This is a genomic window from Acinetobacter sp. NigerLNRRAM0016 (genome assembly GCF_054112845.1).
In genome coordinates, this window is the sequence record NZ_JBSYVT010000003.1 from 71562 (window position 1) to 96066 (window position 24505).

General features: G+C 41.4%; 20 protein-coding genes. 13 read left to right on the forward strand and 7 right to left on the reverse strand.

The window, feature by feature from the left end; all coding sequences use genetic code 11:
• Nucleotides 1–3 precede the first annotated feature (3 nt).
• From ACWQ4X_RS03345 to ACWQ4X_RS03365, 5 genes are all read left to right on the forward strand, one after another.
• Entirely contained in the window at nt 4–702 is a 699-nt protein-coding gene (locus tag ACWQ4X_RS03345) for a response regulator transcription factor (RefSeq protein ID WP_457902720.1), read from the forward strand.
• Between the two features lie 527 nt (nt 703–1229).
• The gene (locus ACWQ4X_RS03350; protein ID WP_457902721.1) at nt 1230–2006 is read left to right on the forward strand and encodes a class II aldolase/adducin family protein; all 777 of its coding nucleotides are present in this window, start codon (nt 1230–1232) and stop codon (nt 2004–2006) included.
• 401 nt (nt 2007–2407) lie between these two features.
• A complete protein-coding gene (locus tag ACWQ4X_RS03355) occupies nt 2408–3712 on the forward strand; it encodes a DUF1254 domain-containing protein (RefSeq protein WP_457902722.1) in 1305 nt (434 codons plus the stop codon).
• A 169-nt stretch (nt 3713–3881) separates the two neighbouring features.
• Entirely contained in the window at nt 3882–4493 is a 612-nt protein-coding gene (locus ACWQ4X_RS03360) for a DUF805 domain-containing protein (RefSeq protein WP_457902723.1), read from the forward strand.
• A gap of 352 nt (nt 4494–4845) precedes the next feature.
• Nucleotides 4846–5838 (forward strand): DUF5677 domain-containing protein, encoded by a 993-nt coding sequence (locus ACWQ4X_RS03365; RefSeq protein WP_457902724.1) that lies wholly within the window; start codon nt 4846–4848, stop codon nt 5836–5838.
• 46 nt (nt 5839–5884) lie between these two features.
• Here ACWQ4X_RS03365 and metG read toward each other — a convergent pair whose 3' ends face one another.
• Nucleotides 5885–7945 (reverse strand): methionine--tRNA ligase, encoded by a 2061-nt coding sequence (gene metG / locus ACWQ4X_RS03370; protein WP_457902725.1) that lies wholly within the window; start codon nt 7943–7945, stop codon nt 5885–5887.
• A gap of 407 nt (nt 7946–8352) precedes the next feature.
• Here metG and ACWQ4X_RS03375 point away from each other — a divergent pair, with 407 nt between their 5' ends.
• On the forward strand, nt 8353–8826 hold the full coding sequence (locus ACWQ4X_RS03375; protein ID WP_457902726.1) for a hypothetical protein: 474 nt from the start codon (nt 8353–8355) through the stop codon (nt 8824–8826).
• 48 nt (nt 8827–8874) lie between these two features.
• On the opposite strand, the gene ACWQ4X_RS03380 is transcribed toward ACWQ4X_RS03375, so the two are convergent.
• Entirely contained in the window at nt 8875–9177 is a 303-nt protein-coding gene (locus ACWQ4X_RS03380; RefSeq protein ID WP_142767979.1) for a hypothetical protein, read from the reverse strand.
• Nucleotides 9178–9492: 315 nt separating this feature from the next.
• Between ACWQ4X_RS03380 and apbC the strand changes: the two genes are divergently transcribed.
• Nucleotides 9493–10746 (forward strand): iron-sulfur cluster carrier protein ApbC, encoded by a 1254-nt coding sequence (apbC, locus tag ACWQ4X_RS03385; RefSeq protein WP_457902727.1) that lies wholly within the window; start codon nt 9493–9495, stop codon nt 10744–10746.
• A gap of 87 nt (nt 10747–10833) precedes the next feature.
• Here the strand turns inward: apbC and ACWQ4X_RS03390 are convergent, their stop codons facing one another.
• From ACWQ4X_RS03390 to ACWQ4X_RS03405, 4 genes are all read right to left on the reverse strand, one after another.
• On the reverse strand, nt 10834–12849 hold the full coding sequence (locus ACWQ4X_RS03390) for a TRAP transporter permease (protein WP_100242715.1): 2016 nt from the start codon (nt 12847–12849) through the stop codon (nt 10834–10836).
• Nucleotides 12846–13307, reverse strand: a complete 462-nt coding sequence (locus tag ACWQ4X_RS03395; protein ID WP_457902728.1) for a DUF1850 domain-containing protein — start codon at nt 13305–13307, stop codon at nt 12846–12848. The genes ACWQ4X_RS03390 and ACWQ4X_RS03395 overlap by 4 nt, the downstream gene beginning before the upstream one ends.
• A gap of 19 nt (nt 13308–13326) precedes the next feature.
• A complete protein-coding gene (locus ACWQ4X_RS03400) occupies nt 13327–14334 on the reverse strand; it encodes a TAXI family TRAP transporter solute-binding subunit (RefSeq protein WP_142767982.1) in 1008 nt (335 codons plus the stop codon).
• Between the two features lie 230 nt (nt 14335–14564).
• The gene (locus ACWQ4X_RS03405) at nt 14565–15125 is read right to left on the reverse strand and encodes a DUF2062 domain-containing protein (RefSeq protein WP_457902729.1); all 561 of its coding nucleotides are present in this window, start codon (nt 15123–15125) and stop codon (nt 14565–14567) included.
• A 372-nt stretch (nt 15126–15497) separates the two neighbouring features.
• Here ACWQ4X_RS03405 and ACWQ4X_RS03410 point away from each other — a divergent pair, with 372 nt between their 5' ends.
• The 6 genes from ACWQ4X_RS03410 to ACWQ4X_RS03435 all read left to right on the forward strand — a co-directional run bounded on the left by ACWQ4X_RS03410 (nt 15498) and on the right by ACWQ4X_RS03435 (nt 22700).
• On the forward strand, nt 15498–16091 hold the full coding sequence (locus ACWQ4X_RS03410; RefSeq protein WP_457902730.1) for a LysE family translocator: 594 nt from the start codon (nt 15498–15500) through the stop codon (nt 16089–16091).
• A gap of 128 nt (nt 16092–16219) precedes the next feature.
• Complete coding sequence (dcd, locus tag ACWQ4X_RS03415; protein WP_004814752.1) at nt 16220–16789, forward strand: dCTP deaminase; 570 nt, start codon at nt 16220–16222, stop codon at nt 16787–16789.
• A gap of 293 nt (nt 16790–17082) precedes the next feature.
• The gene (locus ACWQ4X_RS03420) at nt 17083–18483 is read left to right on the forward strand and encodes a hypothetical protein (protein ID WP_457902731.1); all 1401 of its coding nucleotides are present in this window, start codon (nt 17083–17085) and stop codon (nt 18481–18483) included.
• Between the two features lie 10 nt (nt 18484–18493).
• Nucleotides 18494–19111, forward strand: a complete 618-nt coding sequence (locus ACWQ4X_RS03425; RefSeq protein WP_457902732.1) for a hypothetical protein — start codon at nt 18494–18496, stop codon at nt 19109–19111.
• 23 nt (nt 19112–19134) lie between these two features.
• On the forward strand, nt 19135–21372 hold the full coding sequence (locus ACWQ4X_RS03430; RefSeq protein WP_457902733.1) for a DUF6160 family protein: 2238 nt from the start codon (nt 19135–19137) through the stop codon (nt 21370–21372).
• A 26-nt stretch (nt 21373–21398) separates the two neighbouring features.
• A complete protein-coding gene (locus ACWQ4X_RS03435; RefSeq protein ID WP_457902734.1) occupies nt 21399–22700 on the forward strand; it encodes a hypothetical protein in 1302 nt (433 codons plus the stop codon).
• Nucleotides 22701–22757: 57 nt separating this feature from the next.
• Here the strand turns inward: ACWQ4X_RS03435 and ACWQ4X_RS03440 are convergent, their stop codons facing one another.
• Nucleotides 22758–24473, reverse strand: a complete 1716-nt coding sequence (locus ACWQ4X_RS03440; RefSeq protein ID WP_457902735.1) for a proline--tRNA ligase — start codon at nt 24471–24473, stop codon at nt 22758–22760.
• Nucleotides 24474–24505 lie beyond the last annotated feature (32 nt).

Below are 24505 nucleotides of genomic sequence, written 5' to 3' on the forward strand. Positions count from 1 at the left end.
TTTATGCCACACTCCAGTCCACTTCAAGGTTCAATTTTAATTATTGATGATGAACCACAGATTCGAAAGTTTCTCGACATTGCATTTCGAGCGCAGGGCTATCAAGTGCTGATTGCCGAGAATGGCATGCAGGGGCTGGAAATTTTGGCTTCACGTGGAGCTGATGTGGTGATTTTAGATTTGGGTTTACCCGACTTAGACGGACAAGAGGTACTGAAAGAACTGAGACAATGGTCAGAGACCCCCGTGATTGTGCTGTCTGCTCGTCCTGATGAACAACAGAAAATTATGCTGTTAGATGCAGGTGCAAATGACTACGTCACTAAGCCATTCAGTATTCAGGAGCTTTCTGCCCGTATTCGGGTCATGTTCCGCAACAAACCACAACAAGCTGCACAGAATGTGGTATTTGATGATGGTCAGTTATGGGTCGATGTGGCTGGACATAGTGTCAAAATGGAAAATCAAGACATTCTACTCACCAAAAAAGAATTTCAATTGTTGGCTTTATTAATACGCCACCAAGGCAAAATCGTGCCACAAAAGCAAATTATGACGGAGCTTTGGGGCAGTACTCACGAAGAAGACACGCATTATTTACGCATTTTGGTCAAAAAGCTAAGAACGAAAATTGGCGATTCAGCATTGACCCCAAAGTATATTCACACCATCGCAGGCTTAGGGCTGCGATTTGAAGCTTAATGTAAAAGGCTTATTCGTGTATTGAATCACTTTGGTTCACCCCCCCTTTATTTTTGAAACAAACGTGCACATTTCTAATGCCCGATAAAGAAAACTAAGCAGTTTCCATATCAATTAAAAATGGAAAGTTTGGCAATCGAGCTAGAGGCGAAGAAACGTTAGGAAATTAAGCTTCACCAACTGAACCTGCACTAGAACTGCAATTTAGTCGGAATCTTTTGCAGAAATTACATTATTTACTGTCAAATCTTGCAATACCTAAGCTTAGAGGTGGATGAAAATGACATTGAGCATTTTGAAATGCTGCGCTAAGTTCACCAACAAGGCTTGAGTAAAGTTTTAAATTCTTTGCTCTATGTAGTGCATGGATATGCTTCTCGTTTTGAAGTATTTGCTCGTGAGCAATACTAAAAAACTGATCACGATAGCCCCTAAGCCCTATGATCACGTTTATGGAAAAACGATAACTTCACGGAATGATGCCGTGAGGTGGTTCAACAATAATGGAAAAAATGAAGGATTCACTGATGACAAGTTTACAAGCCATGCAAAGTCTAAAAGAGGTTGTGTCTGCAACCGAATGGGAAGCACGTTGCCAACTAGCAGGTCTATATCGCCTAATTGCGCATTTCCGCATGACAGATTTAATTGATACCCATATCAGCTTGCGTGTACCGGGCGAAGAAGGGCATTTTCTGATTAATCAGTATGGTATTCCGTTTGAAAAAATGACGGCTTCGCATTTGGTGAAAATTGATTATGAAGGCAAAATTGTTGCGGAGTATGATCAAGATAAAATGGTCAATACTGCGGGCTTCGTGATTCACTCAGCCATTCATGATGCACGTAAAGATGTGCACTGCGTGATTCATACTCATACCGCAGATGGTATTGCCGTTTCTGCACAAAAACACGGTTTATTGCCACTGTCACAACATGCTTTGAAGTTTTATAACAAAGTCAGCTACCACGAATACGAAGGCGTGGCATTGTTGACTGAAGAACGTGAGCGTCTAGTCAAAAACTTGGGACAAAACCGCGTCATGATTTTACGTAATCATGGTTTGTTATCGACAGGTGATAGCATTCAACGTGCGTTCCACGAAATTTATTTCCTAGAGCGTGCTTGCCAAGCGCAAATTAAAGCCATGGCAGGTGGCGCAGAGCTACATCTTCCTTCGGAAGCTGTACGTCAACACACCACACAGCAATTTGAAGGTGAAATCATTGAGATGGTGATGCTGAAAGCATGGAATGCAGCACTGTCTTTAATAGAGCATCAACGCGAAGAATATTGCTCTTAAGCGTTTCAAATTATTTTCCTGAGCGTTTTGTTAGCGCTAAACATTGCCCAAGGCTTATTCATTCAATGACATTGTCGGAATGAATAGGCCTTTTTTATTCGTATTCACTCAATATACGTGACTGACCAGAGTGTTGAATTTTAAAAATAGATCTTTCAAGCAGATAAAGCCAGCCCGCGAATATTACCCATTTCAAAATGAAGAGGATTTAACAACCCAAGCATCACAACTTAGCGCATAATTTTATATAAAGTGCTGTTTTTGCTGTTTTTGCTGTTTTTGCTGTTTTTACGAGTGATTATTTTTTTAATTTTTGTTTGAAAATCAAGCGAAAAACCTAGTGAAAGTGAGATTAAAAAGTGATCAAAATAATATAAAATTTATAACACAAAGGCGATAACATGAAAAAAACAGCACTTCTTTCCCTTATGATGCTTGGAGCAGTAAGCACAATGTCCAATGCAGCAATTCCCGATAAATTAGCAGAAGATGCTTATCTGTACGGCTATTCAATAGATGAAGCCTATAAATTTTTCTATGAAACGGCAGTAGAAACCAAAACCCCCTTAAACCGTTTCCAAAACATTCGCCATATCGCAGACGATACCTATACTGCACACCCCACCATCAATAATGATACCCTACATTTAATGGGCTGGTTAGACGTGGGCGCTGAACCTGTGATTGTGAGCATTCCAGATTTTGACAAAGGTCGTTACTGGATTCTGCACACCATGGATATGGGGCATTACACCACAGCGATGATTGGTGCACGTACACGTGGCACCAAAGGTGGTCGTTTCATGTTTGCGCTTAAAAACTGGAAAGGCACAGTTCCAGACAGTGTAGATGAAGTGATTTATGTCGATTCTGATTTGCAGAAAATGATGGGTCGTATTATGGCGACGGGCAAAGAAGATGAGAAAAAAGCCCTCAACTATATGGACCAATGGAACATCCGAACCTTATCTGAATATTTAGGTGTCGCGGGACCAGAGCAAAAAGTTAGAACTTATCCAGACCCTGCAAAAACCTCTTGGTTAGAGCGCGTAAACTTCATGTTGTGTGAAGGCACCATGGCAGAAGCTGATAAGAAATGGGTCAGCCAATGCAAGGCTATGGGGATTGCACCATGTAATTATAAGTTGACTCAAGAGCAACTCGCTGCTGCAAAAGTGGGTGAAAAGCTCGGTATGCAACATATTATTGACCTCGCTCCGAAAATGACCAATGCAGGTAAATTACTGGGTACACGTGCGCAACTGGGTGATGCACAACGTGATCTATTTGCAGAAGGTACATATTTAGGTCAATGGGGCTTACCACCAGATGAAACCGTTTACTTAAAAACTGAAGTGGGTTCAGACGGTAAAAAAATTAACGGTTCCAATGGGAAGAAATACAAAATTCATTTCAAAGCACCTAATGTAAGCCAGTTCTGGTCATTTACCGTTTATGGTTCGGATGACCGACTCATGGCACACAATGAAATGAACCGTCATAGCCGTGGTGACCGTACCCTTAAACCAGGTGCAGACGGTATGTACACCATTGAACTCAGTTCAGATGAAAAAGCCAATGCCAACAATCCTAACTACTTGCCAATTCCAAACAAAGACTGCTACATCATTTTACGTATGTACGGTCCAGATAAAGCAATTCAAGACGGCAAATATCCAATGCCAGTCGTGCAAGTGGTGAAATAAGCCCAAGTGATTTCACTTAAAAATCTTTCTAAATAGTCCTCGCATGAGGGCTATTTTTTTATGTAGTGATTTAAGAATTGGTTACAGGAATATATTTTAGAAAAATACACTGTTCCAGTATGATGGCATTTCCAACAATAAAATATTGAATATCAATTGGAACTTTATAATGAAAGGTACATTAGCAGATTTTAACATCCAGATTAATGAAGGTGTAATTCAAGGGGACGATGGAAAGCGCTATAGCTTCTTTGGTTCAGAGTGGAAAGACCAAACCTCACCCGCACGTGGGCAATATGTCGATTTTTCAGTCAATGATTTAAATCAGGCCGTTAGTATTTATGTGATGGCATTTGCTCGCCAACCCGCTTTTTCAGCAGTAAATAATGCACATTCCGAACAGTTACAAGCCGAAGGAAATTTTGGCTTCTTCGACTGGTCAATGAAATGTTTAAAAAATTACGTCAATTTTTCAGGGCGAGCGCGCCGTAAAGAATATTGGTATTTCTATTTGTTCCAAATTTTAATTGGACTCATTTTGGGAATAAGTTTGGCAATTATAGGCGTGAGTGACGCTGGAATAGATGCGATTTCGGGCTTACTTTCACTGTTCTTTTTATTGCCATCACTTGCTGTTGGTGCGCGTCGTTTGCATGATGTGAACCGTTCAGGTTGGTGGATGCTGTTGGCACTGACCATTATTGGTCTTATTCCATTGTTGATTTGGTCTGTAATGGAAACCAAGCCTGAGTCGAACCAGTGGGGAGAGCCAGCGAAGTAATTTAATTAGAAAATTTATGATAATGCGACTTTAAAATTCTAAGAAGTTCCTTCTCCCTATGGGATGAGGAACATTGTTCCGCAAGAGGATGAGGGGAATTTTTAGTCATTAATTCTTACATGTGATTTAACTAACTTTTGAAGGATCAAAAGTAACAAAAATCCTTTGTTCGTTAAAAGGCACGTCCATGTGCCCTTAACGAACGGGCGACATCCATGTCGCAGGTCGTGTATCTTGCTAAGAGTTATGACTGTTAATAATAATTTTTAATATTTGAGATAAGGTTTAAAGATATTTTTTAAAATTATAGAGTATAAATATTAATAATTTGAATTTTAATATTAGGATAAAAATGTTTGAAAAACTTTTAAAAATTGTTGAGAAAGAAATTATGGAGGGTAATGAAGAGACTGATTTAGATAAGTTGCTTGATAAGATTGCATTAGATTTAATTGGAAATTTTGCACTTAACGATAAGGAAAATTTCAAAAACATAATGTCTAGTAATACTGATTTTATAAAAAGAAATAGAGAGAAATGGTCTCTAGGTTTCATTAAAATTCATGCTTTAAGAGAAATTTGCCTAGAAGCAGGGATGAATTTCCAAAAACAATTTTTACAAATCCCAAAATACAACAATGATGAATTAATTGGTGTATTTATGCGACAGCATGCTCATGCATGTCGTATAAGTGGTGAAATCATTTATTTACTAGAAGGTGGATATCCTGATGCAGCATTAGCACGTTGGCGTACGTTGTATGAGATGGTTATTACATGCTTAATTATTAAAATGCATGGTCGAGAAGCTGCTATTGATTTTATCAAATATGGATTAGTGAAAAGAGTTGAAGGTATTGAAGAACATCATAGAGCAGCAGAAGCAATGGGACATGAAACATTTACAAATGAGGAATTAAGTTTCTACTTTGAAATGAGAAAAGACCTAATTGGTGATGATAAAAGTTGGCATTGGGCTCGAAAATATACAGGTGTTGCAAAGATAGAAAAGCTTCGTGAGTATGTGGGCTTAGATAAATGGTCACATAATTATAAATTAGCGAGTCGTAATATTCATGCTGACTATTATGAAATGGCTTCCCTATATGCAATGCAGGAAGCAAAAGAAGATATGTTACTCGTAGGCCAATCTAATTCAGGCTTTACTGAGCCCGCACATTTTACAGCTATTAGTTTAGCTCAAATTACTTCAATCTTTTTAACTGCTTATATAGACGATGATGAAAGTAAGCTGGATTATACCGATTCACTTTTATTTATGAAAGTTATTGATAATTATGTAAAAGAAGTTGGTGAAGCTTTTTTACAAGTGCAGAAACAATAAAAAAAGCCCCTACAAAAGTAGAGGCTTTATATTTAAGAATTAAATCTTAAGACACTTTATCACCAGCTTTAGCACCAGATTCAGGTGAAATCACCCAAACACCTTCGCCATTACCCGCTGCAAGTACCATGCCGTTTGAAATACCAAAACGCATCTTACGTGGTGCAAGGTTCGCCACCACCACCACCAATTTGCCTTTTAAATCTTCTGGTTGGTAGAACTCACGAATGCCACTAAACACGTTACGCGGTTCAGCTTCGCCAACATTTAAAGTCAATTGAAGAAGTTTATCCGAACCTTCAACCGTTGCCGCTTCTAAAACTTCAGCAACACGTAGGTCAACTTTCATAAAGTCTTCAATGCCAATAATTTCCGCCTCACCGACTTTAGGCTCAGGCTTTTTCTCAGCTTTCTTTTCTTTTTTCTTTTCAGCTTTAACTGGTTCAGCAGCAGGCGCAGCTAATGAGTCTTTAGATGCATCCACCATTGCAGCCACTGCTTTCGGGTCTACACGTTGCATTAATGGTTGGAACAATGCAATTTCATGATTCACTAATGCAGTTTTTGCTGAAGCAAAGTCAAAGCGATCTAACTTCAAGAAGTCTTGTACTTGAGCCGCCAAAGTCGGAAGGACTGGCGCTAAATACACCGCCAATTGACGAAACAGGTTAATCCCCACAGAACATACATTATGTACTTGCTGTTCTTCACCTTCAATTTTCGCTAAAGCCCAAGGCTTTTTCTCATCAATGTACTGGTTGGCTTTATCGGCAAGCGCCATGATTTCACGAATCGCAGTCGAGAACTCGCGTGCTTCATAGGCTTTGGCAATTGAATCGCCTGCATCAATAAAGCTTTGTACCAATTCAGGCTCTGCACACGTTGCAGATAACTTGTTATCAAACTTGGTGTTAATGAATTTTGCACAACGGCTGGCAATGTTCACTACTTTACCGACCAAGTCCGAATTCACTTTTTGTACAAAGTCATCCAAGTTCAAGTCTGAATCTTCGACTTTGTCTGAAAGTTTAGACGCGAAGTAGTAACGTAAATATTCAGGGTTTAAGTGCTGTAAATAAGTTTCAGCTTTAATGAAGGTGCCGCGAGATTTCGACATCTTCTGACCATTTACAGTCAAGAAACCATTCACGAATAAACCAGATGGGGTACGGTAGTTTGCACCTTCAAGCATTGCAGGCCAGAACAACGCGTGGAAGTAAACAATGTCCTTACCAATGAAGTGATAGACTTCATTTTTAGAATCTTTTTTCCAGAAATCATCGAAGCTGAGTTCAGGACGTTTGGTTTTAATGTAGTTTTCAAAACTCGACATATAACCAATCGGGGCATCAACCCAAACGTAGAAATATTTGTTTGGTGCATCTGGAATTTCAAAACCGAAATAAGGCGCATCACGGGAAATATCCCAATCTGCCAAACCTGCTTCAAACCATTCATCTAACTTGTTGGCAATTGAAACTGGCAAACGACCTTCATCACGCGTCCATTTCTGTAAATATTCACCGAAGTTTGGCAATTTAAAGAAGTAATGATCTGAAGATTTCTCGACTGGTGTCGCACCGCTTAAAGTCGATTTTGGATTTAACAGTTCAGTGGCATTGTAAGTCGTACCGCACACTTCACATGAGTCGCCATACTGATCTTCTGCCTTACATTTCGGGCAAGTGCCTTTAATGAAACGGTCAGACAAGAACATGCCTTTTTCAGGATCAAACAACTGAGAAACTGGGCGAACTGCAATGTTGCCGGCTTCACGGTTTTTCACATAAATTTCAGAAGCACGGGCACGGTTGGTGTCGCTATGGGTTGAATCATAGTGGTCAAAGTGCACACCAAAACCGTCAAAATCACGAATGTGTTCTTTTTGCACATTGGCAATTTGTTGTTCTGGGCTAATGCCATTGGCTTCAGCACGCAACATGATTGCCGTACCGTGAGCATCATCCGCACAGACATAAGTCACATCATGTCCCATTGCACGCATGGCGCGAACCCAGATATCTGCTTGGATATAACCGAGTAGGTGACCCATATGGATCGGACCATTGGCGTATGGAAGGGCGTTAGTGACTAAAATATTGCGCACGGATATAACTCTCTCATTCGTAGTTAATGCAAGGGCATTGATTTTACCTTAGTTGCTGCAAAGTTGCATAAGGGATTGCGTGAATTCTTTGCAAATCCATCAGACTTTAGCGCAAGGGCAGATAAAAATAATAGCCAACAAGAAAACCTCAGGCTTTTTTATCTCTACGTCTAAAGCTTAAAAATAGAGAACCGCGGGTGAGGTATTGGGGTGCAGATGCTCCAGATGACAGGGTAGTGAGGATGCAGTAAGCCTGATGACTTACAGAGATAAAGCCAAGGATTGAAGATCAATTCACCTGCGCAACATTCTGTAGCGTCTTTGTTTCAATATGCTGTTTTGTATTTTATTCAATTCAGATCACGGTATAACTATAGGGAGATGCCATAACAGAAAAAGGTGTAAAAATGACCGTTGAAAATAAAATTGATGAATTAAAAGATAAGGCTGCGGAACTTGGCGATGACCTCAAACAAGCCGCACAAGATGCACAAGCCGAAGGTGAAAAGGCAATTGAGGATTTAAAAAGTGCTGCTGCCGAAGTGAAACAAGATGCAGAACAAAAACTGGATGATGTGAAGCAGAAACTGGACGAGCAGCAGGCTGTGGAAGAAGATGCAGGGTTTGATAGCACTATTGAAGATGCCAAAGCCAAATGGGCTGAAGTACAGCATCAGGCACAGGAAACCTATGAACATTTAAAAGCTGAAGCCAGCCATCTATTGGATGAAGCCAAGGTGAAATCGGCAGAGCTTAAACAGGAAGCTTCGGTTAAATTTGACGAATTGAAAGTTCAAGCGACTGAAAAGTTTGATGAATTTAAAAAAGCGGCAACCGATACCCTGAACAAATTCAAGAAAGATGATCACGATCAATCTTAATTTTTATTGTGGTCATCATTGCTCACTCGGCATGGATGTTGAGTGAGTTCAGGGATCAAGACTGATCCATTCAATCTGACGAATCAGGTTATCCACGATCGTCAAAAAATACTGCTTCCCCTCTATTTCATAGACATAACGCATGGCTCGGTATTGTTTCTGATTTTCGGTAAAGGTATAGAGACTCATCGAGCTGGGTGATTGCCCCATGCGCGTCACCAGCTCATGAAAGCTGTCCCCAACTTGAATGGTGCTGCCTGAAGCCGTTTTGACACTTGAAGCTTGAAAAGTTTCAGCTTTCAGCACAGGGGAAAATGTTAGACCCAGAAAAAGCAGAAGTGGTAATTTCATAGGCGATGCCCCGTGTGATTCAGCAGCACTTTATAATTTTTAAAAGTGGTGATTGATGCTGTGATCTATCCAATCTAGGCGGAAATTGGGTGGCTATCATCAGGAGATTTGTTATTTCAGACCAATCTCAGCGCATGGGTTGATGAAATCAAAAAGCGGCTTGTGTATCTAAAAGAGATTTTTGCTTAAAATCTGACAAAATTACTTGGTTTTTAGGGCTTGATTTAAAAAGCAACGTAGTACAACGCTTAACCTGATTGAAAATAACCGTTAAACTATGCCATTCAGCTGTATATCCAGACTTGGAGTAAATGTATGTCGTGGCTTTCTTCACTTAAATCTGTTTTTTCGCCTGCGCAGGAGGTGAAAGAAGAAGAAATCCAGCAGGTTTTGCAGCAGTACATTTTGCCGAATTCAAATCACGCCTTAAAAGACCGTATCTCGCAAATTAATGTGCAAGGTCGGGTCTTACAAATCACCATTAATACCTATCCTGAAGAAGCCGATCATTTGCAGCAAATTCATGATGATTTGACAGATGCCCTCGAAAAATGTGGCATTCAGGAACTCAATATGCATGTGATTCAGCAAAAGACTGGACACAAGGCAGGTGGCTGTGGACATGACCATGCCCAAGGTGAGAGCTGTTCTACACCTGCCAAAAATGAAAAAAGCAATTTACCCCCTGTAATGGATGCTGCTGCCCCAGCTCAGACTGAAACAGAAACCGATCCGAATAATCCACCAATTGCCAAGGCTGCGCCGCAACAACGCGATGTGCCTAAACACCCACGTATTCAAAATGTGATTTTGGTGTCTTCGGGTAAAGGTGGTGTCGGTAAATCGACCACGACGGTTAATCTGGCGTTGGCATTACAGCAATTGGGATTAAAAGTGGGTGTACTAGATGCCGACATTTATGGTCCAAGTATTCCAACCATGTTGGGCAATGCAGGTAAAACCCCAATGATCGAGGCGGAAAACTTTGTCCCACTCGATGCTTATGGTCTTGCGGTACTTTCGATTGGGCATTTGACGGGTGATCACAATACCCCAGTGGCATGGCGTGGTCCTAAAGCCACGGGTGCACTGATGCAATTGTTCAATCAAACCTTATGGCCAGATTTGGATGTGCTGGTGATTGATATGCCACCAGGTACAGGGGATATTCAATTAACCCTTGCGCAGCGTATTCCTGTGACGGGTGCGGTGATTGTTACCACACCACAAAACGTGGCACTCATGGATGCAACCAAAGGAATTGAGCTGTTTAACCGTGTGCAGATTCCAGTGATGGGCGTCATTGAAAACATGTCGACCCATATCTGTTCAAATTGCGGATTCGAAGAACAAATTTTTGGTACAGGTGGTGGTGATAAATTGTCTGAGCAATATCACATTCCGCTTTTAGGACGTTTACCTTTAGATGCAAAAATTCGTGAAAATGCAGATGCAGGTCAGCCTTCGGTCATTGCAGGAGATGCTGCTGCGGAAAGCTATTTAGCCATTGCAGAAAAAATTGCAGAGAAGCTAACAAAAGCAGATAGAGACAAGAATCGTATTTTTTAATGCGATTTAGCTTTTGAAGTAAAATAAAAAACGCTCGAAATCGAGCGTTTTTTTATGTGTGCAGAAGTGGTTGAAGGTCATTAACAACTAAGAAAGCCGCTGTTGTGGCGTGCCTTTTTTGCGCGCCTGCATGACATTCATGACCACTGCAACAATCACCATCGCAGTGCCAATAATATCGGTCATGGTTTCAGGCACAATCATGAGTAAAGCGCCTGCACCCATAAACAGCCGCCAGAACCAATTCAGTTCAGTTTTAAAATAACCTTCCACCGCAGCCCCTAAAGCCAAAATCCCGATAATGGAAGTCAGCGAAATACTGATAACGGTACTCCATGCGGGTAAGGCAAATTCGCGGGCATTCACTGCGACACTCGTGGTATCAATCATTAACATGGCTGGGTTATAGACAAATAAGAATGGCACGATAAATCCTGCCAGTGACAGTTTGAGGGCTTGAAAGCCCGTCCGCATGGGATCACCACCTGCAATACCTGCACCTGCAAATGCAGCTAAAGCCACGGGAGGGGTAATATTGGCAAACAAACCAAAGTAGAACACAAACATATGTGCCACTAAGGTAGGAATATCAAAATTGGCTAAAGCAGGTGCCGCCATAGTCGCAGTAATGATATAGGCAGGAATGGAAGGTAAACCCATGCCCAAAATCATCGAAGCAATCATGGTGAAAAATAAAGTCAGGAATAGGCTACCTGCACCAATGCTCATAATGGAGGAGGTCATGACCGTACCAAAACTGGTTAAGCTCACCACACCAATAATAATGCCCACTAGCGCACAGGCTGCCATGACAGCGAGGGATTGTTTGGCACCATCAACCAGCGCATCCAATATATCCTGAAAGCTCATGCGCGTTGTTTTTCGGCATGCTGCAACAATGATGGTTAGGAAAATGGTATAGACCGCTGCATAACTGACGGGGATGGACTGAAATAAAAAAATGACCAAGGCAATAATGGGAATCAGCAGATGTCCACGTTCTTTTAAGACATCTTTGACTCTAGGCAAATCTGCTTTCGGTACACCGCGTAGATGATCTTTACCCGCCCGAAAATGCACTTGAGCCATAACGCCCAAGTAATACAACAGCGCTGGTAAAGCACCAGCTAAAGCAATCGTGCCATAGCTGACACCCGTTGTTTCAGCCATGATAAACGCGCTGGCCCCCATCACTGGCGGTAAAATTTGCCCACCTACAGATGCACTGGCTTCAACCGCACCCGCAAAGTTTTTGTGATATCCAATTTTTTTCATGAGGGGAATGGTGAATGAACCTGTTCCCACCACATTGGCAACAGCGGTGCCATTTATGCTGCCCATAAAACCACTGGAAATGACCGCGACTTTGGCAGGACCGCCTTGTTTGTGCCCAGCCAGTGCCATGGCCAAATCATTAAACAGTTTCCCCATCCCCGATTTTGCCAAAAATGCCCCAAACAAAATAAACAAGAAGATAAAGGTGACAGAGGCACCAATCGCGGAAGAATATAAGCCTTCGGTTTTTAGATACATTTGCCCAAAAATATCACTGATGCTGTAAGGACGAGTGAGCAAACGGTCTGGCATCCAGTCCAGATGACTCACAAATGGGTAAGCCAAGAAAATCAGCCCTAAAATCGGCAGCATCCAGCCCATCACGCGTCGTGTCGCTTCAATCACCAAAATGACCGTCATAATGGCAAAGACAATATCTAGCTGATTGGGAATTCCCCCGCGTGTAGTCATAATCTCTTGATATTCTTTCCATAAATACACAAAGGAGGCTAAGGACGCGAGCATTAAAATCCAATCCATCCATGCTACATGCTGACGGCTGCCTTGCTGCCGAGCAGGATAGAGCAGAAAAATTAAAGCCAAACCAATCGCGACATGGGCAGAGCGTTGAATCAGTTCGGGCAGGGGATTGAAGGTAATAAAAATATGAAATAAGGAATAGCAAATCGCGAGTGCAGCAATAAACCAGCGGATTGATTTATTTATCGGGGTTCGGGTGACGGACTCGCGGTCAAATTGCTCTAGAAGTGCTTGTTGTTTTTCTGGGTCTAATTGTTCAAGTGTTATTTTTTCTTCGGCATCTTTCATTGACATACTCCTAAGGTCCAAACTTTCCAGATTGGGATACGTTGAACAGTAATTTTTACCAAACTATAGTCTGGTAGCTGTTCCGACACCGTCCATTGGTGTCGATCAAAGATCATTTGACCCTGCATATTACGTGAAACCATCCAGTTAATTTCTTTCAAGAATGTATTCACTTGCAAGCGAACATGCCCATTTTCTTGGGATAATACTGGGGCTGTTGAGGGTGTACCTGCACCAAAGGACACCAGTTCGGTATCCGTCAGCATAAAACCCTGTGACGCACGTTGGTAATGTTCAGACCAAGGTGTTTTTTCTACGGAATGTCGCCATTTCAGCTGGAAAGAATCGGTTGGAATGACACATTCTCGAGCGGAAGCGGGCAGGGAAACAACGGTTGTATTGACTGGAAAAATGTACGTTAGCCCTAATCCCGCAAGAGTCACAAGTGCCAAAATCATGACACTTGTGATGGCTCGATTATTTTTTCGCAGCTGCAACTTCATCGTAGTATTTTTTTGCCCCAGGATGTAATGGTGCGACTAGACCTTGTTGCGCCGTTTCTAAACTAATTTCAGTGGCAGCCTGATGTGAATTGGCTAAAGTCGGTAAGCTGTCAAAGAAAGTTTTAGTCAGTTTATAGACATCATCTTCCGATAAATCAGAACGGACCACCAAGGCATTCATAATGGCTGCGGTTGGAATGTCTTCGGCATTGCCATACGTACCTTTCGGAATCACTTTAGATAAGAAATAGCTTTGATTTTTGGCAATTTCTTTTACTTTGTTCGGATCAATGCTGACCAGTTGCAAATCAAAGCCCTGCTGTAATTCCATTAGGGAAGAATTCGGAATACCACTGGTTAAGAAGGCCGCATCAATTTTTCCGCCTTTTAAGGCATCTGCGGCTTCGGCATAGCCCAAATAATCCACTTTCACGTCGTTATAGGTAATGCCAAAACCATTGAGTAAGGTGCGGGCATTCACTTCCACTCCTGAGTTTTGTGCACCAACGGCAATACGTTTACCTTTCAGGTCTTCAAGTTTTTGAATGCCAGATTTCTTCGAGGCAACAATTTGTACATAGTTTGGATACAGTGCGGCAATCTGTTGTACATTCGAGATTTTTTCTTTGAAGCTGCCTGTGCCCTGAATGGCTTCGGTCAAACTGTCACTCATGACAAATGCCATTTCGACTTTATTTTGTTTTAACAGATTTAGGTTCTCAACCGAAGCGCCTGTGGTTTGGGTTTTGGAATTTACGCCGTAGGTTTTATGATAAATTTCTGCCAAGCTGGTACCAATGACATTATAAGGACCAGATGCACCGCCAGTGGCAATACTGACAAATTTGGTTTGTAGGGCATCAGTTGCTGCTTGTTGTGATGCAGCTTGATCATTACTTTGCGGTTTACCGTTGTCGTTGGAACAAGCACCCAAGGCTGCTACAGCCACAGTTAATCCTGCAACTTTCATCCATTTTTTCATGTGACACTCCGTGCACTATTATTGTAAGACTTCTAGTTATTTCTAAGCGGTAAGTGTATTTACACCCTATATACATACTGTATGCACAGAGGATAAGCAAATGTTTTTGTATGAATTGTATACAATTTTTGGAGGGTTAAAATTGCAGCAGAACGCAACAAGGCTTGAATCAGTATCCAATGAAATGAATCACAAGAGAATAAAAGAGGGATTAGTTAGGCGAACCTAACTTATTCAACGGTTTTATGTAGGTATTTTACTTCACGTTTGTGCCATTTACGCAGAACAGTCCAGCGCCAAATAATCCGCGTACTGATATAGAGCAGCAGCGCAGCCAGCAATGCTTCAAGCACCAGTCCAGTCACTAAAATTTTGGCCAGATGCAGGTCTATATGTCCATGTCCAAAATTTTTAATCCAATTCAAAATTTGATGCAATACACCTAAAATCATATCTTTATCAATCATATTGACTTGGAAGATTTTACTGCCTAGCCAAAAACCCAGATATAAAATAGGTACAACGGTAAGCGGATTAGACAACCATGCCAGCGTCAGACTGAGCGGTAAATTGACTTCAATCAGTAAAACGGTCAGAACAATAAAGACACTGTGAAAAGGCACAGGCAAAATGCCCCAGAACGTTCCAATAAAGACCGCATGAGAAATAGATTTTCGATTGACGTACCAAAGCACGGGATTTAAGGTGCGTTGACCAAAAATCCGCATAAATTTGAGTTGCTTGACTTTTTCGGGAGAGGGAAGCCAAGATTGGAAAAATTTCTTTGCCATGCGAAATCAGCTTTTCAGGACAGGGTATTGTGCATGATTTGGGGGTGAAACGATAGTTCAATTCCCTTAACAGCTGTAAGGAAATATGCAGAAGTTTCACGCCTAAAACTGAAAATAAACTTAAAAAAATCGTTTATTCATGCATCTACCTTATATTTAATGAGATTTAAAACACAAATTTCAAGTTAAAAGTGAAATATATTCTTACAGAATGACTTTAAGGTTTTGTATTGCATTTTTACTGTAATAATTTGATTTATAAATGTTTAGTGTATCAATGCGAGTCAGATAGCGGTTTTCCTTTACAATTATTTTTTTGCTATATTGAATCAATTGAACTAGGCTGCATTCACTCAAATGTGAGGTGAGCGTATGGTTTCATTGTTCTTTATAGGATTGGTGGTTTCGCTATTATTAACCCCAGGTCCAACCAATACGCTGCTTGCATCATCTGGCATTCAAGTTGGCATTCGCAAATCTTTTCGTCTTATTCCTGCCGAAGCCTTTGGCTATCTCATCTCGATTACCGTTTGGGGTGTCATTATTGGCACGGTTTCTCGGCATTACCCCTTAATTCCAACCTTGCTCAAACTGTTTAGTGCTGCTTATATTCTATTTCTGGCAATTAAGCTCTGGAAAACTGCGGATGTTGACGAGAGCTTTACCCAGCCGAGCATCCGTGCGCGTGAACTGTTCCTTGCAACATTGTTAAATCCTAAAGCTTTGCTTTTTGCATCGGCAATTTTCCCAGCCATTGTTTGGGTTAGAGCAGATGCCTATGTGGCCCATATGCTGGTTTTTCTCATCCTACTTGTTCCGATTGCCTTTTTCTGGACTTTCATCGGCTCTATTTTGGCAACCAATCGAGTACGCTGGTTGACCAAGTCCAATCTGCAAAAAACCGCCTCGATTGTTTTGGTGAGTTTTTCTATTCCGCTTAGTTATTCTGCACTTTTGAGTCTGTAATCACATCGCCGCGTTTGTCCTAGCCACATCTGCAAAGATGATGTGTTCAGGGGCGTTCGTATTTCCATTAAGGCTGAATTAAGTTAAAGTACAGCGCAAGAATTGATTCAAGTTTTGGAAATAGAAGAATGGCTATTAAGTCTGATCGTTGGATTCGCGAAATGAGCGAAAAACACGGCATGATTGAACCGTATGCTGAAAATCAGGTGCGTTTTGATGAGAATGGCGAAAAGCTCATTTCTTATGGCGTATCGAGTTATGGTTATGACGTTCGCTGTGCACGTGAATTTAAAGTGTTCACCAATGTTCACTCTGCAATTGTCGATCCAAAACATTTCGATGAAAAAAGCTTTATTGATATCGAGTCGGATGTTTGTATTATTCCGCCAAACTCTTTTGCTTTAGCACGTACAGTCGAATATTTCCGTATTCCGCGTAATGTCCTCACAGTATGTTTAGGTAAATCGACCTATGCACGCTGCGGTATTATTGTGAACGTGACGCCATTGGAACCTGAGTGGGAAGGTCACGTGACACTTGAGTTTTCCAATACCACAAATTTGCCTGCTCGTATTTATGCGGGTGAAGGCGTCGCACAAATGCTGTTCTTTGAAAGTGATGAAGTGTGTGAAACTTCTTATAAAGACCGTGGCGGTAAGTACCAAGGTCAAACAGGTGTAACTTTACCGAAGGCTTAATTTTTCCTTCGATTTTGAAGCAGCCCAAAAACCTATTTGTTCAGACAAATAGGTTTTTTTATTTCCTGAAATAAGCTTTCAGCACGATATTTATCAATGCTTCATTCATCGGAAAATGCAGACATTTTCCGAGTTTTTTTTTGCAATCGTGTAATTATTCAGCATAATGAGGATTAAAAATGTCTTGGTGAAATGTTTCCCTCAGGGTCACATTTGACAGTAAAACAAAGCATAACCAAGTCTAGGATGAACAAAATAATGATGCGGAGCATCAAATAACAAGGAAGGTCGCGATGACGGATCGGCATACGACAATTTTGCGTAAAACAATGCTCACCAGCATACTGAGTCTTTGTTGTACATATAGTTTTGCTTTAGAAGCACTCTCAGATCAAGCTTTAAGTAATTCGACAGGTGAAGGGATTGCCATCCTGCCTGAAAATTTCAAAATGGTATTTCAAACCGCGGAAGATGGTCTGACGGCTGCACAGAATCAAAGTCGTTTAGCGAACCGAAATTATGATACGGGCTTTATCCGTTTTATACCTGTGGGCCCACTTTCAGAGACCGCCAAAACAGCAGGTGCGAAAAAGGCAGATGTATTTTTGTATGGTTTAGCCTTATCTGCATCAGACAGTAATCTTAATTCCCGCTTTAGTAACTTGGGCTTTAATTGGGGGCAGGAAACCAATCCTTGGGTTTTTAGTGTGAAATCTATCAGCACGACTGCCAATCGTGTGGTATATGATTTTGCTGGGGTTGCACAAGACTTTAGCTATTTATCCTTGGAAGCGCCTTATGTATTAGATGGTGCAGCCAACACGGCAACTGACAATAATATTAAACTAGGTCTATGGGGCGATTTTTTTGCGCGTAATCCTTTGGTTGCTGCACCTGTGGATGCTAAAAATGGCGCTCCAGCCAATTTAAATGGTTTAGATCAGCGTCTACGCTTACAACTGGTGGCAAACGGACTTTCGCTAAACGGATCCAATCTGAAGCTGTTTCAAACTCTGGGAGGAGCTGCTAGTTCTTCATTACCGACTTCTTATAATAATACTCTGGGTTTAGCTGCACTGATTCGCTTGAATACCAATGATAATCCATCAACGGCTACCACGGAAGATAAATCCAAAGCTTTACGTATCAGTACGGCAGAATCCTTAACCACTGATATCAGCAATGATTTAACGACCCCTGCCATTTCTAAAACCGCTGCTCCTAACTTTAATGCCAATGATGGGGTGTATTTATATAGTCCGAATATCAATCTGGTATTGGGCAGTGTTTATCAACCCCTTATTGTGGATACTGCGGTGGATGGTCAGAATTTTGTGATTGAGCTGACCCGCATCCCGAATAAAGCCAATGTCTATCAACAGATTTACACGGATTACACCGCCTTAGCTAGTGGTACAACTTCGGCTTATAAAGGTTCGACCTGTAACGTTCAATACTGTGGCGATGTAATTAGCATGGGGCAAACTTATCAGGGCAATACCGCAACCCACAGCAGTATTTCCATCGGTACAGTTGGCTTTACCAATAACAATAAATTTTTAAAAGCCGATACCAGCAACAATGCGGTTGGGGTGAGTTTTGTAACACCTACAGGGACCAAAACCAATTTAGGTTCTGCTGCTATTGATGGGGTTTTGATTCAACATTTAAAAATTACGACTACTGGGCTGTAAGGGGAAATTGATGAAGCCGTTTTTTCTAGCCGTCCTGTGCTTGAGTTCTTCATTCAGTTGGGCGGGTTTGGCCGAGTTGGATAGCACACAATTGTCGGATGTACGCGGACAAGGTGGTGCTGACTTGAGTTGGTCATTTTCACTCAACCACAAATTACCGACCAATGTCAGCGAAGTGCCTTATGAGTATTCTTGTAACGGGGCGAGCAATGAATTTTGCCGATTAGCCTTTAATGTCAGTAATCGAAAAGATGCCAGTGGCAATTTATATTGGCTGGTCTTTAAGAAAATACAAGGGACGGTCACAATTGATAAATTTCAACTCGATGGTACGACAGTGACCACCAGTGCAGGCTATAAAACTGCAATGAAACTGACTTTTTTAGATGGTTATCCAATTCAGATTCGGAATTTTGGTTTTGAAGCACTTGCGATTGAAAAGGATTCGGGCAGCAGCGATGCACAAAAAGGATATTTAAAGCAAACCACATATAGTTTGATGCATGAGTCGGTATTTGACCGTGGATTAGAAACAGGATTCACAGGTTTAAATATGCACGGCAATTTAGCCATGTCTGGAACCATGAAGTTTTTTAGCTGTAATTCTTCTTCGACCTCACGTTGTTAATTCAATCACACAAGGAATGGTGAATGAGTACAAATAAAATTATAAAACTCAGTGTATTGGCTTCAAGTATTGTATGGGCACAGCAGGCATTGGCTTTAGAAGCCCTTTCAGATCAAAGTTTGCGAAAAGTGTCTGGACAGGATGGCATTAGCCTGACCTATGAAACAGACCGAGTGACGATTGATCAACTAAATTGGAAAGACAATACTAATTTTGCCAATGGGACTTCTGGAAATTTAAACCTGTCTTTAAATAATATTGAGGTCAATAAAATTGACAACAATAAGATTGGAGGGAGCATTAAGCTGGATGTAGGTACCAATGCCAACCAGACGGGCATCCGTCTAGAAGCAGTGATTAATCCAGCCAATATTCATATAGGAAAAGTTGCGGTATGTGGTGATGCTTCACGTGGAGCGGATTGTTCCAGCCAGAATACATTGGGGGCTTTGACACTCCAAAATCGTGCACCGATGAATTTTGTTTTGGAAACCAAAAGTGGGCTATTCAACTCTAAAGATAAAGCCTATTTGGAATTTGGTCTGCAAAATGCCAATATTTTCCATACGCTCAAAAATGGCAGTGAATATAACCAATTTATTTTAAAAGACTTTAACTTTAATTTTAAAGGAACGGGTTATTTGTATTTAGATGCCGATAAAGGCATGGTACTTTCCACTAGCTCTCCTAATGCTACGGACAATAGTATCAATGAAGTGGTACTAGAGCGAGTCCAAGATTTGGATAATCCAGGTAAAACCCGACCTGGTTTTAATATTGATCTTAGATATAAAACCAATGTCGGCAGTGATGCCAAATCCTATACCGCCAATGACAATACGGATCAGCTCAACTCCATTATTCGTTTGGGTGCTTCTGGGCGTTTACGTGATGCAGAAATTTCAGTGAATGCAGATCGAACCAATTTAGGTGGAGCGGAAGATTCATCTATTTCCAGTAATCAAATGACTGGTTCTACAGGGCTGCATCTCAATGTAAAAACCAGTTTTACCCGTGATGAAAAAAATGCATTGGGAGTTGTGACAGCTGAAGGAACCAAATTCGAGCTTGGGCATACGGGTAAAAATTCTTATGCGATAGAATTTGGTAATTTAACTCCGTTGCAAATTCGGACTCAAAATGGCTCCAGTTTAGTCGACAACAATAGTTTGGCTTATATTAATTTTGGCGACATTTATATCAATGCCGTGCAAACCAAATCATTGGAATTTGAAATTGGGCAGAACATTGCTAAATTATTGGGTAAGCAAGCTGGCCTTGATCGTTATAACTTAAGTAATAATGCGCAGAATGCCGTGGCCATTGCGGTACGTGGTATGGATTTCCAAGCCATTGCTCGAAATGCAAAATTTATTGCCAACAATAGTAATGATGCAAGCCATCAAATTACGGCCCAAAGTGCGACATGGGGTTTGGGGATTCCCATATATAACTTGAATGCAAATCTAGGTATTTATGGCACCACCTATGGCGCAAATAATGCGGAAGCAATCGGTTTTGGCTTAACCATGTCGACACAAGGTCGAGATGCCGCAGGTTCCAAAACAACCTCCATTATCCTGATTGATGGCGCACCGAATAGTTTTAATACCGCTGAAGAAGTGAATTATTATACGGGGTTACGAAATATCGATTTCTTCATGGATACTCAAGGTGTATTGGCCATGGAGCAGGCAGGAATCAAACTGGACTTGCCGCGGTTAGTCATTGCGATGGGCGCAGAAATAGCCTTGGGGCAGCTACCGGGTAGCCGTTATGAAGCCGCAGGTTGTGCGACGGCTGCAACATCTAATCTTAGCTGTTTTGTACCTGCAAATAGTTTTACCAATAGCAATGATGTCTTGTTCGGGCTCGCGCTGCGTTTGGACTCTTCTGCACAATTGATGATCTTACCTGGTACAGCCGCGGATAATCATTTAGCCATTCAAGGCAATATTAAGCTGAATGCGTCAGATGCAACCACCAATAAAAACTACCTGCACCTTACCAATGTCCAAGACAATGCAACCATTGGATTTGACCGTATTCAAGGTGAACTTGATTTGAATGCCAAAATTTTGGTCGAGAAAGATCAGGTCAAGTTCAACAATAGCATCCGCTTGAATCCATCTAATCAGGCAGCAGGGGTGTTAAAAGCGGATGTTAATCTTTATCCAACGGCAGATCGGGCGCAGAATCTAGGCACAATGGTATTTACAGGGGGCAATATCCGCAGCAGTTTTGGCATTACTCCAAGATAAAAAGAATGAAGGGAATTTAAGTGGTCATGAAGACAAAGTTATTATTAAGCATTTTACTGGCTACCGCTGTTACTCCTGTCATGGCAAAGAGTTTGCAAAGCCTTTCTGATCAGGAACTTTCTGCCGTTTCAGGGCAGGCACTGTTAACGCTTCAATATTTGCAGGGAACCTCTCAAATCGATTCTACGGGTACAACCTATAATCAATCCAATATTGGATTTTATAAGCTGGGTTTGGAAGCCGTAATGGAGTTGAATGCCAATATTAATAAATTAGCATTAGGTTGCGGGGGCGTAAATAACAGCGTTCGCGCCAGTAGTTGTGATATTGATATTGATAATATTTCATTAAGTGGTTTACCCGCAAACGCTAACTATACTTCAGATGAGCGAGCAGCCACCTCAGCAAAAATTACCAACCCATTTTTGCAATTTGCCATTAAAAACCCAAATTCAGCAGCCACACGTGAAGTGGTAGGCTTTCGGGTCAGCGCAGAAAAAATTTCAGGACTGATGACTTTAGGCACCGAGAATTCTGCCACTCCGAATGGGATTAATACCTTTAGTGGTTATATGAAAACCAAAACAGCTTCTGGAACGGCAGTCACTACTCAACGAACAATGACTTATGCTGATACTGGTTTGGAAATTAAAGGAAAGGTTAAGGGTACAATTCTGGGAATTCCAACAACTCTAGATTATACCTCTGATAACTATTCATTAACCCTTTCATCAACATCAGCACCATTTACCATTAATTCAACAGTGGTTTCGGGAACACGTTTAAAAGATGTGGTATTAAAAGGCAGTGGAACCGTTGGACAAATTGACTTTTCAGGGCCTCTTACAGCGGATGTATTAGGGGGATTATTGCCATTACAAAAAAATGTAACTGGTAATATTACAGGTTTAAAAACAGATATTACCGTGAATCAGAATTTGGGTTTAATTCATGCTTTGTATCTGAATAACCCAGCATCCTTATCCTTACAATCCCAAAAAATATTATGGCCTGGCGCTGCCGTTGCCGCAAATCAGGGGTGGTGGTTAGCCATGGAAGATGAAGTCGAGCTTGGAAGTTTAAGCCCAACCACACAAGTGGCAATTACCAATGCCGTGTTAAAGCAAACCATTGCTGGAATTAATAAAGACTTAACTGATAATCCTCGTGATTGTGGTCGAATCCTCGGAAGCTGTGTATTTAGTGGAGATTTGGCTGTAGGAAATATTCCTATGAATACTACGACTTTAGATTTTCCACTGACGAACTTAACCTTACAGGGGCAGAATTTCCGCTCTAACTGCTTTGGTGGGATGAAGTTCTGTTAATTTCAAAGCTATAAAAAATCCCGCATTAAGCGGGATTTTTTATTCTAAGTATAGAAATTATTTCGCAATTTTTGCTAATAATTCATCTTTAGAAATATTCACAGATTTAGCATCGGTACGACCCTTGTACTCAAAAGTACCTGCGTCTAAGCCTTTTTCACCAATCACAATACGGTGTGGAATACCTGTTAATTCCAGATCCGAGAATTTAACACCAGGACGTTCATTACGATCATCCAGTAACACGTCATAACCCGCAGCGGTTAATTCCGCATATAACGCTTCAGCAGCTTCAACAGTGCGTGGAGATTTGTGTGCATTCATTGGCACAATGGCAACTTCAAATGGTGCAATTGCTGATGGCCAAATAATGCCTTTCTCATCGAAATTCTGTTCGATTGCAGAAGCAACAACGCGTGTTACCCCAATACCATAGCAACCCATGGTCACGGTAAATGGCTTACCATCTTCACCGAGAACTTTACAGCCTAAAGCTTCTGAGTATTTTTGACCGAGTTGGAAAATGTGACCTACTTCGATGCCGCGTTTAATTTGCAGGGTACCTTTACCGTCTGGAGAAGGATCACCTTCAACCACATTGCGTAAGTCATAAACTTCAGTGAATTGCGCATCACGTTCCCAGTTCACACCAGTCGCATGTTTATCCGCTTCGTTTGCACCCGCAACAAAGTCAGACAATACCGATGCTGCACGGTCAACAATCACTGTAACGCCTTTTTCAACAAGACCTTGTGGACCGCAGAAACCTGCAGTTAAGCCAAGTGCTGTAAGTTGCTCGTCAGTTGCAAATGTTAATGGTGATGCAATCAGTGGATGCTTTTCAGCTTTGATTTCATTGAGTTCATGGTCACCACGCAAGAATAACGCGATAACAGGAGTTTGACCATTTTCATCGGCTATACCTTGAACCAGCAATGCTTTGACAGAATGTGCAGGATCAGATTTTAGGAATGCAGAGACATCTGCAATGGTTTTCTGATTTGGCGTATCGACCAAAGTGAGCGCTTGAGTTGGAGCAGTACGTTCACCGACCAATACGGCTTCAGCCATTTCAATATTGGCTGCGTAATCAGATTCAGTCGAGAAGGCGATATCATCTTCACCACTTGAAGCCAAAACGTGGAATTCGTGTGAACCTGAACCACCAATCGAACCTGTATCGGCTTGTACTGGACGAAAATCTAAACCTAAACGCGTGAAAATATTGCAATAGGTTTGGTACATCAGATCATAGGTTTCTTGTAGAGACGCTTGATCCGCATGGAAAGAATAGGCATCTTTCATAATGAATTCGCGTGAACGCATTACACCAAAACGTGGGCGGATTTCATCACGGAATTTGGTTTGAATTTGATAGAAATTAATTGGAAGTTGCTTATAACTTTTTAGTTCATTACGTGCCAAATCGGTAATCACTTCTTCATGGGTTGGACCCAAAACGAATGGATTATCATGACGATCTTTAAAACGTAATAATTCAGGACCGTATTGTACATAACGACCAGACTCTTCCCATAGACTTGCAGGTTGAGCCACAGGCATGAATACTTCTAAAGAGCCTGAACGGTTCATTTCTTCACGTACAATCGCTTCGACTTTATTTAGCACACGTACGCCCATCGGCAGCCAAGTGTATAAACCTGAAGCCAATTTACGAATCATACCCGCACGGAGCATAAGTTGATGTGAAATGACTTCAGCATCGTTTGGGGTTTCTCTTAACGTTGCAAATAAAAAGCGACTCGCGCGCATGAAAACTGTCCTAATATTAATCGTGAAGGATA

Excerpts from the sequence above, each read along its gene's own strand:
- ACWQ4X_RS03420 (WP_457902731.1), top strand. The coding sequence starts at position 17,083 with ATGACGGATCGGCATACGACAATTTTGCGTAAAACAATGCTCACCAGC.
- ACWQ4X_RS03390 (WP_100242715.1), bottom strand. The coding sequence starts at position 12,849 with ATGAAAGATGCCGAAGAAAAAATAACACTTGAACAATTAGACCCAGAA.
- ACWQ4X_RS03425 (WP_457902732.1), top strand. The coding sequence starts at position 18,494 with ATGAAGCCGTTTTTTCTAGCCGTCCTGTGCTTGAGTTCTTCATTCAGT.
- dcd (WP_004814752.1), top strand. The coding sequence starts at position 16,220 with ATGGCTATTAAGTCTGATCGTTGGATTCGCGAAATGAGCGAAAAACAC.
- ACWQ4X_RS03360 (WP_457902723.1), top strand. The coding sequence starts at position 3,882 with ATGAAAGGTACATTAGCAGATTTTAACATCCAGATTAATGAAGGTGTA.
- ACWQ4X_RS03410 (WP_457902730.1), top strand. The coding sequence starts at position 15,498 with ATGGTTTCATTGTTCTTTATAGGATTGGTGGTTTCGCTATTATTAACC.
- ACWQ4X_RS03440 (WP_457902735.1), bottom strand. The coding sequence starts at position 24,473 with ATGCGCGCGAGTCGCTTTTTATTTGCAACGTTAAGAGAAACCCCAAAC.
- ACWQ4X_RS03380 (WP_142767979.1), bottom strand. The coding sequence starts at position 9,177 with ATGAAATTACCACTTCTGCTTTTTCTGGGTCTAACATTTTCCCCTGTG.
- ACWQ4X_RS03350 (WP_457902721.1), top strand. The coding sequence starts at position 1,230 with ATGACAAGTTTACAAGCCATGCAAAGTCTAAAAGAGGTTGTGTCTGCA.
- ACWQ4X_RS03400 (WP_142767982.1), bottom strand. The coding sequence starts at position 14,334 with ATGAAAAAATGGATGAAAGTTGCAGGATTAACTGTGGCTGTAGCAGCC.
- ACWQ4X_RS03430 (WP_457902733.1), top strand. The coding sequence starts at position 19,135 with ATGAGTACAAATAAAATTATAAAACTCAGTGTATTGGCTTCAAGTATT.
- ACWQ4X_RS03375 (WP_457902726.1), top strand. The coding sequence starts at position 8,353 with ATGACCGTTGAAAATAAAATTGATGAATTAAAAGATAAGGCTGCGGAA.
- ACWQ4X_RS03405 (WP_457902729.1), bottom strand. The coding sequence starts at position 15,125 with ATGGCAAAGAAATTTTTCCAATCTTGGCTTCCCTCTCCCGAAAAAGTC.
- ACWQ4X_RS03365 (WP_457902724.1), top strand. The coding sequence starts at position 4,846 with ATGTTTGAAAAACTTTTAAAAATTGTTGAGAAAGAAATTATGGAGGGT.
- ACWQ4X_RS03355 (WP_457902722.1), top strand. The coding sequence starts at position 2,408 with ATGAAAAAAACAGCACTTCTTTCCCTTATGATGCTTGGAGCAGTAAGC.
- ACWQ4X_RS03395 (WP_457902728.1), bottom strand. The coding sequence starts at position 13,307 with ATGATTTTGGCACTTGTGACTCTTGCGGGATTAGGGCTAACGTACATT.
- ACWQ4X_RS03435 (WP_457902734.1), top strand. The coding sequence starts at position 21,399 with ATGAAGACAAAGTTATTATTAAGCATTTTACTGGCTACCGCTGTTACT.
- ACWQ4X_RS03345 (WP_457902720.1), top strand. The coding sequence starts at position 4 with ATGCCACACTCCAGTCCACTTCAAGGTTCAATTTTAATTATTGATGAT.
- apbC (WP_457902727.1), top strand. The coding sequence starts at position 9,493 with ATGTCGTGGCTTTCTTCACTTAAATCTGTTTTTTCGCCTGCGCAGGAG.